The organism is Amycolatopsis sp. NPDC041971, from assembly GCF_055588925.1.
In genome coordinates this window covers 266,577-288,458 of the sequence record NZ_JBVJCE010000005.1, presented here as the reverse complement: position 1 = coordinate 288,458, position 21,882 = coordinate 266,577, and the positions used below count along the sequence as shown (strand labels likewise).

Annotated in this window: 17 protein-coding genes; 8 read left to right on the top strand and 9 right to left on the bottom strand. The window is 69.6% G+C overall.

Annotated elements, in window-relative coordinates; translation table 11 throughout:
* Window positions 1-148: 148 nt before the first annotated feature.
* A complete protein-coding gene (locus tag ACZ6DT_RS14090) occupies window positions 149-967 on the top strand; it encodes a hypothetical protein (protein ID WP_465593731.1) in 819 nt (272 codons plus the stop codon).
* A 62-nt stretch (window positions 968-1,029) separates the two neighbouring features.
* Here ACZ6DT_RS14090 and coaE read toward each other — a convergent pair whose 3' ends face one another.
* Window positions 1,030-2,214, bottom strand: coding sequence for a dephospho-CoA kinase (gene coaE / locus ACZ6DT_RS14085; RefSeq protein ID WP_465593729.1), 1,185 nt, complete (start codon window positions 2,212-2,214; stop codon window positions 1,030-1,032).
* 197 nt (window positions 2,215-2,411) lie between these two features.
* Between coaE and ACZ6DT_RS14080 the strand changes: the two genes are divergently transcribed.
* Window positions 2,412-2,636 (top strand): hypothetical protein, encoded by a 225-nt coding sequence (locus ACZ6DT_RS14080; RefSeq protein WP_465593726.1) that lies wholly within the window; start codon window positions 2,412-2,414, stop codon window positions 2,634-2,636.
* A 153-nt stretch (window positions 2,637-2,789) separates the two neighbouring features.
* Here ACZ6DT_RS14080 and rpsA read toward each other — a convergent pair whose 3' ends face one another.
* Window positions 2,790-4,298, bottom strand: a complete 1,509-nt coding sequence (gene rpsA / locus ACZ6DT_RS14075) for a 30S ribosomal protein S1 (RefSeq protein WP_125783201.1) — start codon at window positions 4,296-4,298, stop codon at window positions 2,790-2,792.
* Window positions 4,299-4,602: 304 nt separating this feature from the next.
* Here rpsA and ACZ6DT_RS14070 point away from each other — a divergent pair, with 304 nt between their 5' ends.
* The 6 genes from ACZ6DT_RS14070 (at window position 4,603) to ACZ6DT_RS14045 (ending at window position 10,633) form a co-directional block, all read left to right on the top strand.
* Complete coding sequence (locus ACZ6DT_RS14070; RefSeq protein WP_465593723.1) at window positions 4,603-5,454, top strand: class I SAM-dependent methyltransferase; 852 nt, start codon at window positions 4,603-4,605, stop codon at window positions 5,452-5,454.
* Complete coding sequence (locus tag ACZ6DT_RS14065) at window positions 5,451-6,353, top strand: GNAT family N-acetyltransferase (protein WP_465593720.1); 903 nt, start codon at window positions 5,451-5,453, stop codon at window positions 6,351-6,353. Before ACZ6DT_RS14070 ends, ACZ6DT_RS14065 begins: the two co-directional genes overlap by 4 nt.
* A gap of 31 nt (window positions 6,354-6,384) precedes the next feature.
* Complete coding sequence (locus ACZ6DT_RS14060) at window positions 6,385-7,314, top strand: GNAT family N-acetyltransferase (RefSeq protein WP_465593717.1); 930 nt, start codon at window positions 6,385-6,387, stop codon at window positions 7,312-7,314.
* A gap of 156 nt (window positions 7,315-7,470) precedes the next feature.
* On the top strand, window positions 7,471-8,166 hold the full coding sequence (locus ACZ6DT_RS14055) for an ABC transporter ATP-binding protein (RefSeq protein WP_465593715.1): 696 nt from the start codon (window positions 7,471-7,473) through the stop codon (window positions 8,164-8,166).
* Window positions 8,163-10,058 (top strand): YhgE/Pip family protein, encoded by a 1,896-nt coding sequence (locus ACZ6DT_RS14050; protein WP_465593712.1) that lies wholly within the window; start codon window positions 8,163-8,165, stop codon window positions 10,056-10,058. The genes ACZ6DT_RS14055 and ACZ6DT_RS14050 overlap by 4 nt, the downstream gene beginning before the upstream one ends.
* Window positions 10,055-10,633, top strand: a complete 579-nt coding sequence (locus ACZ6DT_RS14045) for a TetR/AcrR family transcriptional regulator (protein WP_465593709.1) — start codon at window positions 10,055-10,057, stop codon at window positions 10,631-10,633. The genes ACZ6DT_RS14050 and ACZ6DT_RS14045 overlap by 4 nt, the downstream gene beginning before the upstream one ends.
* 142 nt (window positions 10,634-10,775) lie before the next feature.
* On the opposite strand, the gene ACZ6DT_RS14040 is transcribed toward ACZ6DT_RS14045, so the two are convergent.
* From ACZ6DT_RS14040 to polA, 7 genes are all read right to left on the bottom strand, one after another.
* Window positions 10,776-11,102, bottom strand: a complete 327-nt coding sequence (locus tag ACZ6DT_RS14040) for a CU044_2847 family protein (protein WP_465593706.1) — start codon at window positions 11,100-11,102, stop codon at window positions 10,776-10,778.
* A 10-nt stretch (window positions 11,103-11,112) separates the two neighbouring features.
* A complete protein-coding gene (locus ACZ6DT_RS14035; protein ID WP_465593703.1) occupies window positions 11,113-12,399 on the bottom strand; it encodes an ABC transporter substrate-binding protein in 1,287 nt (428 codons plus the stop codon).
* The gene (locus ACZ6DT_RS14030; protein ID WP_465593700.1) at window positions 12,396-13,484 is read right to left on the bottom strand and encodes a hypothetical protein; all 1,089 of its coding nucleotides are present in this window, start codon (window positions 13,482-13,484) and stop codon (window positions 12,396-12,398) included. Before ACZ6DT_RS14030 ends, ACZ6DT_RS14035 begins: the two co-directional genes overlap by 4 nt.
* On the bottom strand, window positions 13,481-14,896 hold the full coding sequence (locus ACZ6DT_RS14025; protein ID WP_465593697.1) for a VWA domain-containing protein: 1,416 nt from the start codon (window positions 14,894-14,896) through the stop codon (window positions 13,481-13,483). The genes ACZ6DT_RS14030 and ACZ6DT_RS14025 overlap by 4 nt, the downstream gene beginning before the upstream one ends.
* Before the next feature lie 55 nt (window positions 14,897-14,951).
* A complete protein-coding gene (locus ACZ6DT_RS14020; protein WP_465593694.1) occupies window positions 14,952-17,195 on the bottom strand; it encodes a serine/threonine-protein kinase in 2,244 nt (747 codons plus the stop codon).
* A complete protein-coding gene (locus ACZ6DT_RS14015; protein ID WP_465593691.1) occupies window positions 17,192-18,796 on the bottom strand; it encodes a S1 family peptidase in 1,605 nt (534 codons plus the stop codon). Before ACZ6DT_RS14015 ends, ACZ6DT_RS14020 begins: the two co-directional genes overlap by 4 nt.
* Before the next feature lie 146 nt (window positions 18,797-18,942).
* Window positions 18,943-21,684, bottom strand: coding sequence for a DNA polymerase I (polA, locus tag ACZ6DT_RS14010; RefSeq protein ID WP_465593688.1), 2,742 nt, complete (start codon window positions 21,682-21,684; stop codon window positions 18,943-18,945).
* Between the last annotated feature and the right edge of the window lie 198 nt (window positions 21,685-21,882).

The following is a 21,882-nucleotide window of genomic DNA, read 5'->3' as shown; positions in this document are numbered from 1 at the left end:
GGTTTTTTATTTTGTGTCATTTCTGTTCTTCCTCCCCCCCCCCCCCCCCCCCCTCCCCCCCCCCCCCTCCCCCCCCCCCCCCCCCCCCCCCCCCCCCCCCCCCCCGACCCTCGTCTGGCAGGCGGCCAACGGATGGCCACAGCTGACGATGGGCGCGGCGATCTCTCGAGAGGTCTCGGCCGGCTGGGGTGGGCGGGCCACCTTCGTCCCGACCCTGGTGATGAGCGCGGGCGTGCCGATCGGGATGATCCTGGTCTGCTACGGGCTGTGGCGGCTGCTGCGATCCGAACGCCTGCGGCCGTACCGGTTCCTGGGGTGGACGGCGCTCGGCGTGCTCGCCGTGTTCCTGCTGGCGAACGGCCGCTACTACTACGCGGCGGGGATGTTCGCCCCGCTGTTCGCCGCCGCCGCGGTGGAGATCGAAGCGGGCCAGGCGTCGAAGTACTGGCGCTGGATCGCCACCTGGCCGGTGTACCTGGTGGCCGCGCTGATCGCGATCCCGCAGGCGCTTCCGGTCCTCCCCCGGTCGGCCATGGCGAGCACCCCGGCCTGGGCGCGGCCGATCTTCGCCGACGAAGAGATCGGCTGGCGCGAGATCACGGAGTCGGTGGCTCAGGCGTATCGGGCCGTTCCCGATCCACCCCATACGGGCATCATCGCGGCGAAGTACTGGCAGGCGAGCGCGATCGACCGTTATGGCCCGGAGCTCGGACTTCCGTCGCCGTCGAGTCCCAACCGCGGCTACGTGACGCTGCCGAGGCCGCCGGAATCGGCACGGGACATCCTGTTCGTCGGGAACGACCCTTCCGGGCTTGTGCCGTACTTCACGCGAGTGCGCGAGGTCGGCGCGCTCGACAACCGGGCCGGGATCCAGAACGTGAGTCAGGGCATGAAGATCTGGCTGGCCACCGGCCGGAACGGGAGCTGGGACACGGTATGGCCGAAACTCGCGAATTGGGGCTTCTGACCTCCGCCGAATCCTGGGCGACGGCGTGGTCCGGGCTTAGGGAATCCCGGGGATGACCGGGCTTACGGGGTCCAGCCGGTCGACCTGGCCCAGGCATCGGCCCGGGTGAAGGCCGCGTCGACCCAGAACTGCTTCTCATCGGTGTACTGCTCGACCGTCCCGTCGCCGGCGTGCTTCGCGGCCATGGCGTTCTTGACCGCCGCGTAGGCGTCGCGTTCGTCCGGGTTCTGCCGCAGCCATTCCGGGAACAGCAGCGCGAGCCGCCAGGCCGGTGTCTCCTGGGAGCGGACGTGCAGGTTGACCGGGCGGCGCGGATCACCGCCGAAGTGGAACCGCTTGGGCCAAGTCCCCTCTTCGCCCTGCGCGTCGTCGAACCATTCGCCTTCCGCGCGCGGGAACCCGGCGTCGGAAAGCCGTTCGGCCAGCTCGTCGGCCTCGTCCAAAGTGGACGCCGTCAGCTGGAGGTCGAGGATGTCCTTGGCGGGCAGCCCCGGCACGGAGGTCGAACCGATGTGATCGACCCGCACGGCGTCCTCACCCGCCACCACGCGGATCCGCGCGAGCGCCCGTTCGGCCTGCGCGGGCCAGGTCTCGTCGTACAACGCGATCTTCGGCGACATCGGCGCACGCGGCTTGCGGAGCCGCACGTTCGCCTCGAACGGCGTCAGCCTGTCCGCCCACAACGCGTCGACGTCGGCGAGCACGATGTCGGGCGCTCCGCTGTTGTCGAGCCAGACGTCGGCCACGGCCCGGCGTTGATCGGTCGTGGCCTGTGCTTTGATCCGGGCACGCGCGTCGGTCTCGGCCATGCCCCGCGCCTCGACCAGACGGCGGACGCGGACCTCCTCCGGCGCGTCCACCATGACGACGAGGTGGTACATCGGCGCGAGCCCGCCTTCGACCAGCAGCGGGATGTCGTGGACGATGATCGCGTCCGGCGCCGCGGCCGCCATCAACTCCGCGGTCCTGGCGCCGACCCTCGGATGGACGATCGAGTTCAGCCGCTTGCGGGAGTCCTCGTCGGCGAACGCCTTGGCGGCGAGCGCGGCCCGGTCGAGCGAACCGTCGGCGGCGAGGATGTCTTCACCGAATGTCTCGACGAGCTCGGCGAGCCCCGGCGTCCCCGGCTCGACGACTTCTCTGGCGATCTTGTCGGAATCGACGAGGACGGCGCCGTGCTCGGAAAGCCGGTTGGCCACCGTCGATTTTCCGGCGCCGATTCCGCCGGTCAGGCCCACACGCAGCATGCCGCTCAGCCTAGTGGCATGGCCTGGGCCGAAGGCTCAGGGTCGCGCGATGAGGACGTCCGGCACAGACAGCCGTAAAAGGCAAGATCATCGTCACGTGAGATGCGACCTTTACGGGTGACACGCCGGGTGGTTACGCCGCTTCGGAGCCTTGATTGCGTACCGTGCGCGGCGAAGGTGGCCTACACGGAGGAAAGATGGCAGACGGCAAGCACGTCGGAAGGCACCGGCTCGAAACGCCGGGGCTGGTGCACTGTGTCCTCCATCGTCCCGTGGCCGAGGCTCTCGCCGAATATCGGCGCACGTGGTTCAGCGCGCTCCTGGTCCCGGCCAAGCACAGCTTCGCCGGACTCCGTCGCAGGGCTCGCGCCGCCGCGCTCGAACGCGTCTGGGTGCCGGCCGTCCGGCCCGCCACCTCCTGAGCCCCGTTCTCCCTTTACCGCATTTCGTCCTCTGAATGCGGTAGTTGCGCGTGCAAGGAACGCATCCAGAGGACGAAACGCGGACAAGACAGCGGCCCCGGTCCGTACTGGACCGGGGCCGCTGTCTTGTCAGCTACTGGCTGAGCGCCTGGATCAGGCAGCGCCGCCCGAGAGCTTCTCGCGGAGAGCCGCGAGCTGCTCGTCGCTGGCGAGCGTGCCACCGCTCTTGGCCTCGGCCGGAGCGGAGGTGTAGCTCTGCTCGCCCGAGTCGCTGCTCGAGGAGGTGACACCGGTCGCGGCGTCCGCAGCGGCCTCGGCGTCGGCCTCGGCGGCCTTGACGACCTGCTTCATGTGCGCCTCGTAGCGGGTGTGAGCCTCGGCGTACTGACGCTCCCACTCCTCACGCTGCTTGTCGAAGCCTTCCTGCCACTCCTGGGTGTCCGGGTCGAAGCCTTCGGGGTAGATGTAGTTGCCCTCGGCGTCGTACTCGGCGGCCATGCCGTACTGAGTGGGGTCGAACTCGGTCTCCGGCGTGACGCCCTCGTTCGCCTGCTTCAGCGACAGCGAGATGCGACGACGCTCGAGGTCGATGTCGATGACCTTGACCATCACGTCGCCGTTGACCTGGACGACCTGCTCCGGGATCTCCACGTGGCGCTCGGCCAGCTCGGAGATGTGCACCAGGCCCTCGATGCCCTCTTCGACGCGCACGAACGCACCGAACGGAACGAGCTTGGTGACCTTGCCCGGCACGATCTGGCCGATCGCGTGGGTGCGGGCGAACTGACGCCACGGGTCTTCCTGGGTCGCCTTCAGCGACAGCGAGACGCGCTCGCGGTCCATGTCGACGTCCAGAACCTCGACCGTGACCTCCTGGCCGACCTCGACGACCTCGGACGGGTGGTCGATGTGCTTCCAGGACAGCTCGGAGACGTGCACCAGACCGTCGACGCCACCCAGGTCCACGAAGGCACCGAAGTTGACGATGGACGACACGACACCCTTGCGGACCTGCCCCTTGGCGAGGGCGTTGAGGAACTCGCTGCGCACCTCGGACTGGGTCTGCTCCAGGTAGGCGCGGCGGGACAGGACCACATTGTTGCGGTTCTTGTCCAGCTCGATGATCTTCGCCTCGAGCTCGCGGCCGACGTACGGCTGCAGGTCGCGCACGCGGCGCATCTCGACCAGCGACGCGGGCAGGAAGCCGCGCAGGCCGATGTCCAGGATGAGGCCGCCCTTGACGACCTCGATGACGGTGCCCTTGACGGGCTCGTCCTTCTCCTTGAGCTCCTCGATCGTGCCCCAGGCGCGCTCGTACTGCGCGCGCTTCTTGGACAGGATCAGACGGCCTTCCTTGTCCTCCTTCTGGAGGACCAGGGCTTCGACCTCATCGCCGACGGTGACAACCTCAGCCGGGTCGACATCGTGCTTGATGGAGAGCTCGCGCGAGGGGATGACACCCTCGGTCTTGTAGCCGATGTCGAGCAGGACCTCGTCACGGTCAACCTTGACGATGGTTCCTTCGACGATGTCGCCATCGTTGAAGTACTTGATCGTCTTGTCGATCGCTGCGAGGAAATCTTCCTCCGACCCGATGTCGTTGATAGCGACCTGCGGGGCCCCAATGGGGGCGGTCGGGGCGGTGGCGGTGTCGGTCGTCATTAGGCGGGTTGCTCCGGTGGATGGGAAGTAGTGGGTTTGCGGTTAGGGCACCATGGGCTCTTCCGGCATGAGGCGACCACATCTGCAAACGTCCACAGGGAACGACCGCGAGCATCACCGCATCCGGTGCGCGACCCCCTGACCCGGACGCTGAGCGAACCGGGGGAAAGAGTAGCGCGAACCCACTGCGCTAACAGATATCCTACGCGGCCCCCTGTACACGGCACAATCAGGGTCGCTCCCACGATCGCGGCGGGCGGATAAGCTGTGCCGCGAAGCCCTGACCTGGGGAAAGGATATCGGTTTGAGCCAGCAGTCCGTCCCCGAGCCCGAACGGCACGCAGAAGCCGAGGAGCGGCTCGGCACCGCGGGGGTCGCCTACCGGGCGGTTTCCGCACCCGAGGCGACGGCCGCGAACCTGGCGTGGTGGGACGCCGACGCGGACGACTACCAGGCGACCCACGGCGGCTTCCTCGGCGACGCGGACTTCGTCTGGTGCCCGGAGGGCGTCCGCGAGGCCGACGTGGCACTTCTGGGTGAAGTCGGCGGCAAGCGGATCCTCGAGGTCGGCTCCGGGCAGGCGGCGTGTTCGCGCTGGCTCGCCGCTCAGGGCGCCGAGGCGGTGGCGACCGATCTGTCGGCGGGCATGCTGCGGCACGCGAGGAAGGGCAACGAGCGCACCGGCACGTCCGTCCCGCTCGTGCAGGCGACGGCGGAGTCGCTCCCGTTCGCCGACGCGAGCTTCGACGCGGCCTGCTCGGCCTTCGGCGCGGTCCCGTTCGTGGCGTCGGTGGACGTCGTGTTCGCCGAAGTGCACCGGGTGCTCCGGCCGGGTGCCCGCTGGGTGTTCTCGGTGACCCATCCGATGCGCTGGATCTTCCCCGACGACCCCGGGCCGCAGGGCCTCACGGTCACGCAGCCGTACTTCGACCGCACGCCGTACGTCGAGGTCGACGAAGAGGGCGTCGCGACCTACGTCGAGTACCACCACACCATCGGCGACTACGTCCGCGCGCTCGCCGACGCCGGTTTCGCGCTGACGGATCTCATCGAGCCCGCCTGGCCGGAGGGGCACTCCCGCACCTGGGGGCAGTGGAGCCCCTTGCGCGGCAAGCTCTTCCCCGGCACCGCGATCTTCTGCACCCAACGGGGATGACCTCGGCGGCGGAGCGGCAACGGGCGCGGTTCGCCGCGCTCGACCCGCTGCTTCCGTCGCCGCCCCCGCTTCCGCCCGGCGAACCCCTGGAGGCGGGCGGCGCCATCGGGACGATCGCGCACGTGCGGTTCGCGGCCGGTTCCTGGCAACGGCTCTGGGGCCCGGCGCACCTCCAGATCCTGTCGGCCGTCCTCCCCGCCGACGCCGGCGCGGGAATGAGCGCGCTGCTGTCCGCCTGGCGCGAGCGGATCGCGCTCGCCGACGCCGAACCCGATTCGGCGTGCACGGTCACCTGGCCCAGCCGGGACGTCGCCGTCATGCGGACCCTGCTCGACCACGGGCTCGCGCCGCAGCTGGCGCTGGCCGTCCGCGCGCCCGCCAAGGGCGACGCGTACGCCGTGCCCGGCGTGACCGTCCGGGAGTCCTCCGGCGGCGACCTGGAGGAGATCGTCGATCTCCGGTTCGAAGAACTTCGCTACACCTCGTTCGTCGGCCACGGTGTGGTCCGGCCGGGGGCCAAGACCCTGCTCGCGGAGGAGGTCCGGCGCGGTCTCCAGTTCGGCGGCCGCGTCTGGATCGCCGAGGAGGAAGGGGTCACGGTGGGGATGGTGACCAGCGGAAAGCGCTCCCCGATCCCCAGTGACGCGCTCGCCGGGCGGCTGCCGCCGGGTGAGTGGGGCTACGTCGGAACGCTCGCGGTCACCGCCGCGGCGCGGGGCCGCGGCATCGGGCGCGCGCTGACCGCCGTCGCGCACGACGAGCTGTTCTCGCCGTCGCTGCGCGGTACCTTCGTCTCGTACAATCCGGCCAATCCGCTTTCCCCGGTGTTCTGGCACCGGCAGGGCTATCGTCCACTGTGGACGACGTGGGCGGCCGGTCCCGCGGCGGCCCTGCGCTAGCGGTGCCCGGCGCGGTCGACCTGGGGACGGGATGGAAATCGAGAAGACGTTGCTCGACGCGCACCGCACCCGGTTCGCGGCGATCGACAGGCTCCTGCCCGAAGCGGCCCCGCCCCCGGTCGTCGGCGAGCGCGTGGACGCCGCCACGGCGTCGGGCGTCCAGGTCACCGGCGTGGTGCAGCGGCAGTTGCACGGGCCGGACGACATCCCCCTGCTCTGGTCGGCCGCCGACGTGCGGCAGCTGTTCCCGTTCATCGGCGGCACCGGCACCGAGGGCATGGACGTGCTGCTGCGCGCGTGGCGGACGTGGGTGGACGCCGAATCCCCCGGCGAGGATTCGTCGTGCGTGGTCAACTGGCCGAGCCGGGACGCCGAGGCGATCCGCGCCTTCCTCGACCACGGCCTGGTGCCGATGTCCGCGCTCGCCGTACGCACCGGAAGCCGCCGCGACGACCCGGCCGTCGACGGGGTGACCGTCCGCCGGGCCCGGTACGAAGACTTCGACGACGTGCTCGCGATGGCCGTGTCGACCCACGACTACATCGGCCAGGTGGCCACCCGGCACCGCTCGAACGCCGCCGAACTGCTCGCCCCGGCCCTGGAACGCGCGCTCGACAAGGACGCCCCACTGCTGTGGCTGGCCGAACGGGACGGCACGGTCGCCGCCTTCGCGCACGCCGCCTGGGTCATCTCGTCGCCGGGGTCGGCCGAGGCCGAACTGCTCCCTCACGGCCGCTGGGGATACGTCAACAACGTCGTCACCGTGGTGGGCCTGCGCGGGAGCGGGCTCGGCCGCGCTCTGATGTCCGTGGTGCACCAAGAGTTCGCAGGCGACGGCGCGGACGGCACGTACCTCTACTACAACCCGACCAACCCGCTCTCTTCGGTGTTCTGGCACCGGCAGGGTTATCGTCCACTGTGGACGTCCTGGGAGGTCCATCCGGCGTCGGCCCTGCGCTGAACGAAAAGCAGGGCCAGTCGTCCGGTTTGCGGGGGTTTCGTCACTCTTGCGTGTGACTTAAGCCCCTCACGGTTGTATACCTCCCAGGTCAGGGCTAACTTTTGAACTGACCAGTCAGTTTAAAAGTTCCACGAGTCACCGACCTGGGAGTTCTTCGTGCGGGTTCAAGCCGACAGGGTGTCCGTGACCGGGCCCCACGGCACGTTGCTGTCGCCTACTTCGCTCACGGTTTCGGGCGGTGAGCTGGCGATCGTGCACGGCGAACCAGGAGTCGGCGTCACCGCCTTCGGGCTGGCGCTGGCAGGCAGGCTGAAGCCCGCCACCGGGACGGTGACCGTCGAGGGCGGCGACCAGCGGAAGGTCGTCGCGGTCGTCGACTCCCCCGGCGTGAGCGAACCGGACGGCGCGTTGTCGCTGCAGGTCGTCGTCGGGGAGGAACTCGAACTCGCGAAGCGCCCGGCGAACAAGGCCGCCGTCGCGAGCTGGCTGGCCGAACACGATGCCGCCGCCTTCGCCACCACCCGCTTCGAGAACCTCGAAGCGGTGACGCGCACCCGGCTGCTCACCGCGCTCGCCGCGAGCCGCGAGGGCGTCGGCGTCCTGGTGCTCGACACCCCGGACAGGCACACCAGCGACGTCGGCAGCTGGGCGCGGCTCGCCCGTGAGCACGCCGAGCGCGGCCTCGCCGTGATCGTGCTGACCGCCACCACCCCGGTTTCGGCTCTGCCGGAGAAGCCCGCTCGCTGCGGTGCCCTCGAGCAGCCCGACCCCGTGCGCTGCGCGCCCGTCGAGCCGGAGACCGAGCCGGACGAAACCGAAGAGACCGCGAAGACTTCAGGAGACCAGGAATGAACCCCGTCCGGATCGCCGCCAACGAGCTGCGCCGGCTGAGCAGCGGCACCCTGCCGAAACTCGCCATGGCCGCGCTCGTCCTGGTGCCGCTGCTGTACGCGTCCTTCTACCTCTACGCGAACTTCGACCCGTATTCTCGTCTGGACAAGCTGCCCGCCGCCGTCTTCACCTCGGACGCCGGTTCGAAGGACTCCGCCGGCGTGGAGCGCAACGTCGGCCGGGAGGTGACCGACGAGCTGGTCAAGTCCGGCACGTTCCAGTGGCACGAGGTCTCCCCCGAGGAGGCAGCCAAGGGCGTCCGCGACGACGAGTACTCGTTCGCCATCGGCATCCCGCGTGACTTCTCCGCGGCGTTGCTGTCCTCGGGCAACTTCCAGCCCCATCAGGCGACCATCACGCTGACCACCAACGACGCCAACAACTACCTGTCGGGGACCATCGCGAAACAGGTGGCCGAACAGGTCCGCAAGACGATCGCGGAGAAGGTCGGCAGCGAGGCGGCGGACAAGTTCCTGCTCGGTTTCTCCACGATCTACGGCAAGATCGAAGAGGCCTCGACGGGCGCTTCGCAGCTCGCCGACGGCGCGGGCAAGCTCAAATCGGGTCAGCAGCAGCTGGCCGACGGCGCCTCCCAGCTCGCCTCCGGCAGCTCCCAGCTGGCGACCGGGCTCGGCACCCTGAAATCCAGTACCGCCCAGCTACCGGCCCAGACGAAGAAACTCGCCGACGGCGCCGGTCAGGTCGCCGACGGGAACCAGAAGGTCGCCGACGCGGCCTCACTCGCGGCGACGGCCTCGGGGGACATCCAGGCCAAACTCGACGGCTACCGCACCCAGCTCGCGCAGGACCTGCGCGAGGCCGGCGTCCCCGAGACGAACGTGCAGGAGATCCTCGGCCGCCTCGACACCCTCCGGTCGCCGGTCGACCAGGCGAACACGAAGATCCAGGGCGCGAACAGCCAGCTCGTCCAGCTCGCCTCCGGCGCGCGGCAGGTGTCCGACGGCGCGCACCAGCTGGCCTCGGCCACGCCACAGCTCACCAGCGGCATCGCGCAGGCCGCCGGCGCTTCGGCGCAGATCCGGGACGGCGCCGCGAAGCTGAACGACGGCGAGAAGACCGCGGTGACCGGCACGAACCAGCTCGCCGACGGCGCCGTGCAACTGCGTGACGGACTCGCCGCCGGGCTCAAGGAGATCCCGAACCCCGACGATCCCACCCGCGCGGCGACCGCCAACACCATCGCCGACCCGGTCGCGGTCAACTCCTCCGGCGTCGCCTCGGCGGGCACCTACGGCGCGGGCCTCGCCCCGTTCTTCATCTCGCTCGCGACCTGGATCGGCGCGTTCGTGCTGTTCCTGTTGCTGCGCCCGCTCTCGACCCGCGCGCTGACCGCCGGCGCGTCGCCGTTCAAGGTCGCGCTCGGCGGCTGGCTGTCCTCGGCGCTGCTGGGGATCGCGCAGGTGATCGTGCTCTTCGGCGCGGTGACCTGGCTGGTCGGCATCGACGTCGCGCATCCGCTCGGCGCGATCGGGTTCGCCATCCTCGTCTCGCTGACCTTCACCGCCGTGGTGCACGCGCTCAACGCCTTCTTCGGCGCCGTCGGGAAGTTCCTCGGCCTGGTCCTGCTGGTGCTGCAACTGGTCAGCGCGGGCGGCACGTTCCCCTGGCAGACCATCCCGGACGCGTTGTACCCGTTGCACATCGTGCTGCCGATGGGTTACGCGATCGACGGGTTCCGGCACCTGCTCTACAGTGGCGCCTCGATGGAGATCCTCGGTGACATCGGTGTGCTGGTCGCGTATCTCGTCGGCGGGATCCTGGTCTCGACGCTGGCGGCACGGAAACGGCGCACCTGGACGGTGTCGGCGCTGAAACCCGAGCTGGCGTTGTGAGTCCCCGGGGTGAGGCGACGAAGCAGAAGTTGTTCGAAGCGACGCTGAGACTGTCCGCCAGCCGCGGCCTCGTCGGACTGACGGTGGACGACATCGCGGCCGAGGCGAAGGTCGCCAAGGGCACGGTCTACTACAACTTCGGCAGCAAAGACGGTCTCGTCGACGCACTGCTGCGCTACGGCGTCGGCGTGCTCGCGGACCGGCTGCGCGCGGCCACCGGCGACGGCGACCCGATGGACGTGATCGAGTCGCAAGTGGACGGTGCGCTGGAGTTCATCGCCGAATACCCCGGTTTCTCGCAGATCCTGGTGAGCGAGATGTGGCGCACGCCCGGGACCTGGCACGAGACGCTGACGTTGCTGCGCGAGGAGATCATTTCGATCGTGCGCGACCAACTCCACCGGCTGGACGCCGCCGGGCGGCTGCCGGACGGCGTCCAGATCCCGACGGCCGCGGCCGGGTTGTTCGGCACGATGCTGGTGGTCGCCCTCGACTGGCAGGTGTTCCAGCCCAAACGGACGCGGACGGACGTGCGGGAATCGGTGATGGTGCTGGTCCGGGGCCTCGGGCGCTAGGCAGGACCACGCGTGCTTCCAGCCGGATCTCGCGTGATCCAAGGCGGATCTCGCGTGCTCGCGGCCGGAACACGCGTGATTCAGGCCGGAAGACACGGCGCGGAGCGAGTTCGGCCTTCAATCACGCGTGTTCGGTGTTCAATCACGCGAGTTCGGTGTTCCGGGCCCACTTCAGTTTGACCTCGAAGTTGCCTTCCAGACCCGTTTTCGCGATCACCGCGCCCGCCTGAGCGGTCAGCTTGACGCCGAATTTGAGCTCGACCTCGTCCGGTCCCCTGGACATCGACCGGAAGGTGTCCAGCGCCGCCGTGGCCGCCTCCTTCACGTTCGCCAGCGCCGCCTCGAACGACCCCTTGGCGTCCTCGACCAGGTCGTCGCGCCGGGAGACGCGGGACGTGCCGGGGACGGGATCGATCTCGACGACCACCGAACCGCCGCCTTCGAGCGGGAACCGAGCCAGGTCGTTCACCGGTACTCCTTCACTGTCCACAGGGGATTTTCAACCATTCGCCCGGCTGGATGCTCTTCCGGACGTCGTCGAGTTGTTTCAGCAGGATGTCCAGCCGGTCCCGGTTGCTCAGGTACTCCAGGACGGCGCGGTGGAAGGCGCCGGTCATCGTCGCCGGCATCAGGTCCGAGGCGTCGAAGCACAGGGCGGACGCCGAGGTGATCCTGTCCGCGATCCTCCGGCTCACCTGGTCCGGATAGACGTCGAGGCCGAGTTGCCGGTTGGCGGAGAACGCGTTCGCGCGGGGAATCGACGGCCAGATCCGCTGTGCCTTCTCCGAGGCCAGGAACTCGATCAGCTTCCGTGCCTGAGGCGTGTCCTGGAACATTCCGGCGAGGTCGGCGGCGACCTCGGAGACATCGCGTCCCGGGAAGGACAGGAAGTCGAAGTCGGTGCCGGGCTTGGGAAACGTCCCGTCCGGTCGTTTGAAGTTCTGGTAGCGGCTCATGATGAACGACGCCTGGTGTTCGAGCGCGCACCCCGGTGGCTCGGTGAACATCGCCTTGCCCGCGTCGCCGAAATCGGTCAGCAGCGCGGCCGCGGTGCCGCCGCGGATCGCGGCGGGCTCGAGTACGGAACCCCAGTCACGCCAGGCCTGTGCGACCTCCGGCGAGGTCCACGGCAAACCGCCGGACGCCCACTGCCAGTACTTCTCCGGCCCCGCCGAATGCAGCAGGATGTCCTCGATCCAGTCGGTTCCCGGCCAGCCCGAGATGGGCGGGGCGCCCATCCCGACGCACCAGGGCGTGCCGCCCGCCGCCGTCAATCCGGCGGAATACGTGCGAAGCCCCTCGAACGTCGTCGGGCGGATCCCGGTCAACCGCGCCGGGTTGTACCAGATCAGGCTCTTGAGATCGGCCTTCACGGCGACCGTGTACAACTTCTGGGTGCCGATCTGCTGCAGGGTGACCCATTGCTGGCTGAACGACCGCGTCACCGCGGCGGAGAGGTCGTCGAGCGGCAGCAGATCACCCGACTTCTGGTACTTGGCCAGCACCCCGGCGTTGGGCAGGACGGCCACGTCCGGCGGTGTACCGCGTTGGACGTCCGAAGCGAGCACCTGGTCGACGGCACGGGTGCCTTCGTAGGAGTAGCCGATCCCGGTGTCCGCCTTGAACGCGTCCAGCACCTGGCGGAACGCCTGCTCTTCCTGCCCTGTCCAGGACGCGAGGACGACGACCGACCCGTCGTCCGCCGACACCGAACAGCCGCCCGCGACCAGCGAGAGCGCCATCATCACGGCCATCAGGCGGTTCACGGGCGGTACCGGTATTCGTCGATCCGGGCGTGCAGTCCGAGCAGGACCAGCGCGCCCGCGAGCAGGGTGCCCGCCGGGATCAGGAACTCCCGCCCGCCCGATTCGGCCGCAGCGGAGGCGTCGGCCGCCACCGCCTTCACCCCCGCGGTGGCCACCCGGGTGTTGTCCGTCGCCCCCGTGGTGGTCTGCCGTGCCCGCTCCTGGAACTCGTCGACGGTCACTCCGCACCCCTGTCCCTCATCGCAGTACTCGGCCAGCAGGTCGGCGAGCCGTCGCTGGCCGGCGTCGTCGGCCGCCTTGATCTGCGCGGACCGCGCGGCGGCGACGCCGTCGAGCCGTTCCCTGACCGAGTCCAGCCGATCTCGGCTGACCAGGGTGAACACCAGGGCGACCCCGATGGCGGCGATCAGCGCGGTCGCCACGAGCAGCGGGACGTTCGCCACGCGGCGGAACCGTTTCCGCAGGTACAGCTGGGTGAGGACCAGCAAAACCAGGAGGGCCAGCACCGGCAGCAGCCACAGCGGGAGCAGCGCGAGGCTCATCCCGGTGGAGGACAGTTGCCGGTTCAGCGCGTCGCGTTGCCTGCCCTGCAACGCTTCCAGTTCTTCAAGGACACCGCCCGCGGCGTGCAGGAGCCGTGAGGCGTGCCAGAGGTCTACGGCGCCCAGCACGGCGGCGTCCGGCTGACGGAAGTGCACGTCGGCCTGCCCGATGGAGCCCGAATAGGCCGCGACCTGGCCCTCCACCACCTGCAGCGTGTTACCGCCCGCCGCACCCGCCTGGTTGAACTCCGCGACCCGCGCGAGGCTCTGGCTCGCCAGCGACAGCTGATTCGAATACTCCTGCCCCGGACCGGCGAGTCTCGCCTCGCCGGAGGCGAAACTCGTGATCGCGGCGGCGTCGGCGGCCACCAGCGCGGCGCGCGCGGCGGTCACTTCGAGCACCGCCTGTGCGGTCCGGTCGCGGACGGTCTCGGCCGTCTTGTGGACGTTCTGGAACGCCCACAGCGAGACCACCAGGACCGCCAGGGTGAGCGCCAGCAGGGCGGTGCGGAGCCGGACCAGCCGTACGCGGGTCGCCGTCACGACACCGCCTCGCCGAACGGCCTTCCGCAGCCGACGCAGAAGTTCGCCCCGGACGGGGAAAGGGCGGGGCAGTCGGCACAGGCGACCGGTGACGCGTCGGGCATCGGCCGATCTTCCTGCGGAAGGGCGATTTCCGAAACCCTCGACGGGATGACGACGTGCAACGCGTGGCTGCGGGTCGCGTCCGGGCGCAGGCGCACGAGCCCGTTCTCGGTGTCCACGATCTCGACGACCCCCGCGAGACGGGCGAGCGTCTCTTCGTCGCCCGCGGCGGTGGCCAACGCGACCGCCCGGCCCCACTCCCGTTCGGCCCCGGCCCGGTCGCCCGCCGCGTAGGCGTCGCCGCCCGCGGTCAGCGCCTCACCGAGATCGGCCTGCGCGGCGTACTTCGAGACCATCGGGTGAATCAGCGTCGGCGGGATCGGGTCGCGGGTCCATCGCCCCGCGATGGCCAGCGCGTCCTCCTCGATCGTGGCGCCGGGAACGGGGACGAGTTCCGTCCACGCCAGCTGACGGTCCTGCCCGTGGCTGGGTTCGAGGTCCGGATCGAGATCCAGGATCAGCTGGTAGTCCCGCGTTTCGTCACTCGCGAACGAGCCGAGCGAGAGCTCCAGTTCGCGGACGGCGACCTCGTCGCACCGGTCGGTGAGGTCGTACTCGTCGGGGAACACCTGCTTGATCGACCGCAGCCTGCTGAACGGCATGGTGCCGACGCGCAGCCGCACCTCGGGCAGCACCTTCGTCATCGCGCTCTCGACGAGCCGCCGGAAGTCCTCCGCGAGCTTGTCGTCCTCGACGATGGAGTCGACGTTCCCGCGCAGCACCCGGCCGATCTGGATGAGTTCGGCGGGTTCCCAGCCGTCGCCGATCCCCCTGGCGTCGCAGACGAACCGGCCCTCGCAGCTGTTCAGCACGCTCATCAGGTCGGCCCTGGTCTGCGAGTCGTTGCGTCCGTCGGTGAGGAGGATCGCGTGACGGACGGCGTCGGGCACACCTTCGAAAAGGTCGCGCGCCTTCGCGAGCCAGGCGCCCATCGCGGTGCCGCCGACGGCCGCGAGGTGCTCGACCGCGGCGCGTGCCTCCGCACGGGTCGCCTCGGAAGCGGCCACCAGGCCGTCCTCGGCCGGGTAGATCACCTTCGCGCGGTCGGTGCCCTGGATGACGGCGAACCGCACACCGTCGGGCAGGACGTCGATGGCCGCCGCCGCGGCCCGCCGGGCCTCGCCGATCTTGGTGCTGGGGAAGCGCATCGAACTGGAGCAGTCGATCATCAGGACCTCGGCGGCCGTCCTGGCGACGGTCGCCGCACCGCCGCGGGAGACGACCCGGACGATCGCCGTCATCGCCCGGTCCCCCTCGGCCAGGAACTTGTTCTGGTGCACCTCGATGCCGAGACTCGGCTCCCCGCTCATCGCTCCCCTTTCTTCCCAGGTGAACCCGCGACCGCGATCGACGTAGGCAGGGCGCTCACACCAGCGTCACCGGCCTCACCGAGTTGGCGAGGTCGATCAGCACGTCGTGCGCTTCCGGCGAGGGCGCGTGATGGGCGAGCCGCCGGTACGACTTGTCCAGCACGGTGCGGGCGCCCGTTTCGCTCGCCCGCAAGATCTCCCCGTCGGTGATCCCGTCCTGCCCGAGGAGCACGGCCGCCAGTCCCCTTTCACGCACGGACGTCACCAGCCTGTCGAGGGAGTCGCCGTCGAGGTCCAAAGCGGTCAGCCGGACCACGGCGTCGTCGAGTTCGGCCGACGCCGGGAGATCCGCCGTGCCCGGCATCGGCGCGGACAGCACCCGCACCCCGGCGATCCGCGCGGCCTCGTCGTAACGCGAGAACTCCGGGACCTGGTCGAGGATTTCGACGGCGGCGGCCCGATTGCCCCGCTGCATCCGGACCCGCGCGAGCCCGAACGCCGCGCTGACCTGGGACCGGTCCCGCGCCCACAGGGCGTCGTAGTACCGCTCGGCGGCGGCCGCGCCGTTGAGGTGCTCTTCGCAGAGGCCCAGCGCGAGTTTCGGCGGCTCCTCACCGGGGATGTCCCGGTACACGGCGGTGAACTTCTCCTTGGCCGCGGCGAAATCGCCGGCACCGAGCGCGAGCAGCCCCCGATGCCACGCCACCCGCCAGTCGTGGGCGGCGCGCTCGCCGAGCAGCCGTTCGGCTTCCGCCACCGCCAGCGCGCCTTCGACGGTCGCACCGAGTTCCAGCTGAGCCCGGCACCGGCGGAATCCGACCTCGACCGAGCCAGGCACCTTGTCGAGTTTCTTCAGCAGCCGCGCCGCGTCGGGGGCCCGGACGGCACGGAGGAAGTTCGCCTGCGGATCGTCCGGATCCTCACGCGGCACCGGCAGGCCGAGGGCGATCTCCGCGGCGGTCGGGCGCGCGCCGAGCGAGACCGGGGTCCCCCGCGTCCAGTGTTCCAACGGCGGCGCCTGGCCGAGCCCCGCGTCGAGCAATACCGCCCCTTCGGCGAACAGCGTTGATCCGGCGGGCCGGGATTGCTTGTCCCGCAAGGAAAGGATTTCGCCGAGCACACCGTCGAGCTGCACCAGCATTTCGCGCGCGGTCGCGAAGCGCTGCTCGAACGGGCCGGTCGCCCGGTCGAGGACACGGATGAACGACTCGATGCCGAACCGGACGCCGCGCGCGTCGGTGGTGACCGACCAGCCGTCGCTGGCCTGGAAGAGCTCCCGCAGCGTCACTCCGACGGTGTGGATGTCGGACCGGACGGTGAGGCCGTGTTTCGCCCGTTCCCGCGGGGTCACCTGGTAGTGCTCGGTCCCGACGATCGGGCTCTCGTCGTCGGAGATCTTGCGGATGGCACCGAAATCGATGAGCTTGATCCGCTTCTCGCCGTGAATCACGTTGTCCGGCTTCATGTCGCAGTACAGCAGGCCTTCGCCGTGCAGGTAGTCGAGCGCGGTCAGGATCTCGCGCCCGTAGGCGACAACGTGCTCGACCAGCAGCCGCCCCTCGCTCGAATCCAGTCCGGCCCGGCCGCGGTTCTTGATCTCCCGCAAGGAAAGCCCGTCGATGAACTCCATGACGATGTAGCGGAAGTCCTCGTGCTCGACCACGTCGAGGATCCGGACGATATTCGGATGTTCCAGGGCGGTGAGCACCTGGCTCTCGGTCTCCGCGATCCGCACGGCGGCGGTGTTGTTCGTGTTGATCAGGCCCTTGAGCGCGACATACCGGTCGCCGAGCCCGGAATCCGTTGCCAGGTAGACGAAACCGAGTCCGCCGCGCGCGACGCAGCCGAGTACGTGATAGCGGCCGTCGACCACGTCACCCGCCGCGAGCTTCGGCGAGAAGGAGAACGGCGTCCGGCAGACCGGGCAGAATCCTTCGGTGGGCGCGGGACCGCCGCCGATCGAGCGGCCGACCGGGGTGGCCGTGCACCCGTGCTTGCCGCAGAACCGTTCCTCCTCCGGGACATGAGGTTCGGTCACCAGGCGGCCCGCGACGTCGGGGAGTTCGACGATCGGCAGCGGGACCCGGTCGTCCGCAGTCGCGTGACCCGCGATCTGCTGGGAACGGGTGACCACCGTACTGGTGATCCTGGTCGGTGCCTCACCGGGACCGGGGATCACCAGGGTCGGCTTCTCCCGCGGCGCGGCCGCTTCCGGCGTTCCGGGCGGCAACCCGCAGATCTTGCAGAAGCCGGTCTTGCCGAGCATGCCCGGGCAGCCGTCCCGTCCGCAGGCCGTCATCCGCCGATCCGTTTCCGTACGGTGTCCGCGTACCGCTCGACGGCCGCCGCCGCCGCCGCGAGGTCGCAGGGTCCTTCGAAGAGCGTCCGCCACGCGGGGGCGTAGGCGGCATCCAGTTCGACGTCTTCGACGAAGCCGCTGTTACGGGCCATCTCCCCGTAGGCGTCGAGCCGGGCGCGCAATTCCGCTCGCCGGGCGAGGTTCTCGTCGAGAAGGTGCCGGAAGTCGCGGACGCGGTCGAGGGTCTTGGCCACGGCTCGCTCGCAGACCGGGAGCTGCCGCTTCACCCACTCGGAGTCGCCGTCCTGCTCCGCCGACCGCAGTTGCGTCAACGCGCCTCTCAGCCGTCGTGCCTTGGTATGGACTTGCGGGACGTCGGTGAATCGGGGCGCGTCACCCAGATTGTCCTTCTCCAGCCGGGCGAGTTCACCCAACCGGATTTCCAGCAGGGCGAGACGGCCCTCGATGTCTTCCTCACCGGCGGGCAGGACGTCCGTGCTCGACCGGACCACACTCACCCCCGGCGAGGTCTCCTCGCGGAAGGCCAGCGCGAGCCGCAGCCCGAGTTCGTGCGCACGCTGGGCCAGCGGCACGAGCACGTCACCGACGAGCTCGTCGGGCTCGGCCGCTTCGTCGATCCCGTAGACGACTACGGTGCGGCCGGACCCGTGACGGCCGGCGGGCGAGTCCGCGGCGACGTCGAGCCGGTCGGAGATGCGGCGCCGGACCTCGTCGGCGGTCTTGCCGACCGCGTCGACGGCGAGCACGACACTGCCCACGGGCGGCACCGTGGGCCCGGTCGCGCTCCGGCCGGCTCCGTGCTCGCGATCGGCGAGCACGACCGCGCGCCGCAAGGAAGCTGCGACGGCGGAATCGTCCTCGCCCATGATGATCACCCGGACGTCCGCCTGGCCGTGGCCGCCGAGCCAGCGGGCGAATTCGCGGGCGAACAGCACGTCCATCGCGGGCGGCTCCGGGTACTGCACGAAGCCGGGGTCGATCGCGGGGCTGCCCTCGGCCCAGCGGCGCAGTTCCGGCAGGTAACCGAGCATGGTCTCGACCGGGATCATCCAGGAGACGCGGGCGGCCTCGGTCGCGTACCGGGTCGCGACCATGCCGACGACGTGCCCCGACTTGTCGGCGATCACCGCGGAACCGCTGAATCCATGGGTGATCGGCTCGGTGTCGGGAGTGCGGTGCAGCTGGACCCGCTCGAGACCGTGCCCGCCGTCGCCGACGACGGTCGCCAGCGACCACATGCCATCCGAACCCGACGGGAAGCCGTACGCGCGAACGCGCTGGCCGTCTTCGAGAACGGTCCGGTGGAGCGGGGCGCCGGTGATCTGCTCCTCGGGGTCACGCAATCGGAGCAGCGCGATGTCCCCGCCGTCGTCGCCGATGGGCGCCGCCTGCGCGACGATCGTGGCGATTCCCGCCTCCACACCGGGAAGCGCCACGAAATCCACCGCGACGCCGTTGTGGCCATCGATCACATGAGCGCAGGTGAGGAGGTGTGCATCGTCGAGCATGGTCCCGGCGCCCAGGATCCGCCCACGATGATCGCGCAGCCGCACCCGCCAGCGTCTGCGCTCGGAAGTCACGCGAAAGACCTTACCGATCGTGAGTGGTAATGACGGTTCTCACCGTCATTACCACTCACGAGGCCTAATTGTCTGGTGGTGAACCCGGGGCGGGTTCACGCGTTCGGTCCCGTTTCACGGTCCGTCTTCAGCTCCGCCAACAGGCTCTAGTGCGCGGCGTCGTTCCAGGACCGCCCGTACCCGACCGAGACCTCCAGCGGCACGGCCAATTCGTAGGCCGAGCCCATTCCCTGGCGCACCAACGTTTCCAGCTGCTCGCGCTCGCCATCGGCGACCTCGAGGACGAGTTCGTCGTGGACCTGCAGCAGCACACGGCTCTTCAGCTTCGCCTCGGTCAGCGCCTTGTGCACGTTGAGCATGGCGACCTTGATGATGTCCGCCGCGCTGCCCTGGATGGGGGCGTTGAGCGCCATCCGCTCGGCCATCTCGCGGCGCTGCCGGTTGTCGCTGTTGAGGTCCGGCAGATAACGACGGCGGCCGAAGATCGTCTCGGTGTAGCCGACCTTCGCCGCGTCACCCACGACCGAGTGAAGATAGTCGCGTACGCCGCCGAAGCGGGAGAAGTACGCCTCCATCTGCTCCTTGGCCTCTTCGGTCGAGATCCGCAGCTGCTGCGAAAGCCCGTACGCCGAAAGCCCGTACGCCAAGCCGTACGACATCGCCTTGACCCGGAACCGCAGTTCCGGCGTGATCTCCTCCGGCGGCAGCGAGAACGCGCGCGACGCCACGAACGTGTGCAGGTCCTCACCGCTGTTGAAGGCCTGGATCAGGCCCTCGTCCTTCGAGAGGTGCGCCATGATCCGCATTTCGATCTGGCTGTAGTCCGCCGTCATCAGCTCGGCGTATCCGTCGCCGACGACGAAAGCGTCGCGGATGCGGCGGCCTTCCTCGGTGCGGATCGGGATGTTCTGCAGGTTCGGGTCGATCGAGGAGAGCCGTCCGGTCGCGGCGATCGTCTGCAGCAACGTCGTGTGGATGCGGCCGTCGTCGGCGACCGACTTGATCAGGCCCTCGACCGTGGTGCGCAGCCGGGTCGCGTCCCGGTGCTCCAGCAGATGCTGCAGGAACGGGTGCTCGGTCTTTTCGAACAGGCTCTGCAGAGCCTCGGCGTCGGTGGTGTAGCCGGTCTTGGTGCGCTTGGTCTTCGGCATCCCGAGCTCGTCGAACAGGATGACCTGCAGCTGCTTCGGCGAACCGAGGTTGACCTGCTTGCCGATGACCGCGTACGCCTCGTCCGCGGCCTGCGTGACCCGGTTGAGGTAGTGCGCTTCCAGATCCGTGAGATGTTCGATGTCGACCGCGATACCCGCCGCTTCGAGCCCGGTGATCACCTGCAGCAGCGGCAGTTCCAGCTCGGCGAGCAGCTGCGCGCCGCCGAGTTCATCGAGCTCCTTGGTCAGCGCGCCCGCGAGCTCGGCGACCGCGCGAGCCTTGACCAGCTCGGCCTGGATCTCCTTCTGCTCCATGTCCTCGGCGCCACCGTCGAGCAGCGAAAGCTGTCCGTCCCCGGTGTCGGCCTCGGAACGCAGCTCGCGGTGCAGGTACCGCAGGACCAGGTCGTCGAGCTCGAAGGTGCGCTGGCCCGGGCGGACCAGGTACGCCGCGAGCGCGGTGTCCATGACGAGCCCGGCGAACGTCCAGCCGCGCGCCCGGACGGCGTGCAGCGGGACCTTGAGCTCGTGGCCGATCTTCTGGATCTTCTCGTCGGCGAGCCAGGCCGTGAGCGCCTTGTCGTCCTCGGCGTCCATCGCGGTGACGTCGACGTACGCGCCTTCGCCGTCCGCCGCCGCGAAGGTGATGGCCCTCAGATCGGCGCGGACGGAGGTCCCGGTGGCGCGGAACGCCAGGCCGACCGGCTGGTCCTGGCCGGTGTGCGCGGACAGCCATTCCGTGAGCGCGCCCGGGGCGAGATTCGAGCCGCTGACCTCGAAGCCCTCTTCGGCCTCGGGCTCGGCGCTCTGCAAGGTGGCGAAGAGACGGTCCCGCAGGACACGGAACTCGAGTTCGTCGAACAGCGCGTGCACGGCCTCGCGGTCCCACGGACGCAGTTCGAGCATGGTCGGGCCGAGCTCCAGCTCGACGTCGCGGATCAGCTCGGTGAGCTGGCGGTTCAGCATGACCGCGCCGAGGTGCTCGCGCAGGGCGTCGCCGACCTTGCCCTTGACCTCGTCGACCCGGTCGATCAGCTCGTTGAAGGAGCCGAACTGCCTGATCCACTTCGCGGCCGTCTTCTCGCCGACGCCCGGGATGCTGGGCAGGTTGTCGGAGGGGTCGCCGCGCAACGCGGCGAAGTCCGGGTACTGCGCCGGGGTGAGGCCGTACTTCTCCTCGACCGCCGCCGGGGTGAACCGGGTCATCTCCGATACGCCGCGCTTCGGGTACAGCACGGTGACCTGGTCGGTCACCAGCTGGAGCGCGTCACGGTCACCCGTACAGATGAGGACGTCGAAGCCTTCGGCGGTCGCCTGTGTCGTGAGCGTGGCGATGATGTCGTCGGCCTCGTAGTTCTCCTTGGTCAGCGCCGGGATGCCGAGGACCTTCAGCACGTCCTCGACCAGCCCGACCTGGCCCTTGAACTCGTCCGGGGTGCTGCTGCGGTTGGCCTTGTACTCCGCGAACGTCTCCGAGCGGAACGTCTTGCGGGAGAGGTCGAACGCCACGGCGAGGTGGGTCGGCGCCTCGTCGCGCAGCAGGTTGATGAGCATCGAGGTGAACCCGAATACCGCGTTCGTCGTCTGCCCGGTCTTGGTCTTGAAATTCTCCGCGGGCAGCGCGTAGAACGCGCGATACGCCATCGAATGGCCGTCGATCAGCAGCAGTTTGGGCCGCTCGGCCTGTGCGGTGGCGGGTGTGGCGTTGGCAACGGTCGTGTTCTCACTCGGGCTCACGGGAGCGAGTCTAGGGTGAGGGTCTGACAGTTCTGCCTGCGTGTCGGTTGCGGGCTGTCGGCGGAGCTGCTCGGCCCCCTCGGCACGGGAACCCGCCAGGCCGGAGGCCCCGCGATCGGGGTGGCAGGGCGTCCTCTGGGCAGGACGTGAGAAAAACTCGATAACGTGCGCCCTGGCGACGCGATCGTGGTCGCGGGT

Excerpts from the sequence above, each read along its gene's own strand:
- ACZ6DT_RS14090 (WP_465593731.1), top strand. The coding sequence starts at position 149 with ATGGGCGCGGCGATCTCTCGAGAGGTCTCGGCCGGCTGGGGTGGGCGG.
- coaE (WP_465593729.1), bottom strand. The coding sequence starts at position 2,214 with ATGCTGCGTGTGGGCCTGACCGGCGGAATCGGCGCCGGAAAATCGACG.
- ACZ6DT_RS14080 (WP_465593726.1), top strand. The coding sequence starts at position 2,412 with ATGGCAGACGGCAAGCACGTCGGAAGGCACCGGCTCGAAACGCCGGGG.
- rpsA (WP_125783201.1), bottom strand. The coding sequence starts at position 4,298 with ATGACGACCGACACCGCCACCGCCCCGACCGCCCCCATTGGGGCCCCG.
- ACZ6DT_RS14065 (WP_465593720.1), top strand. The coding sequence starts at position 5,451 with ATGACCTCGGCGGCGGAGCGGCAACGGGCGCGGTTCGCCGCGCTCGAC.
- ACZ6DT_RS14060 (WP_465593717.1), top strand. The coding sequence starts at position 6,385 with ATGGAAATCGAGAAGACGTTGCTCGACGCGCACCGCACCCGGTTCGCG.
- ACZ6DT_RS14050 (WP_465593712.1), top strand. The coding sequence starts at position 8,163 with ATGAACCCCGTCCGGATCGCCGCCAACGAGCTGCGCCGGCTGAGCAGC.
- ACZ6DT_RS14025 (WP_465593697.1), bottom strand. The coding sequence starts at position 14,896 with ATGAGCGGGGAGCCGAGTCTCGGCATCGAGGTGCACCAGAACAAGTTC.
- ACZ6DT_RS14020 (WP_465593694.1), bottom strand. The coding sequence starts at position 17,195 with ATGACGGCCTGCGGACGGGACGGCTGCCCGGGCATGCTCGGCAAGACC.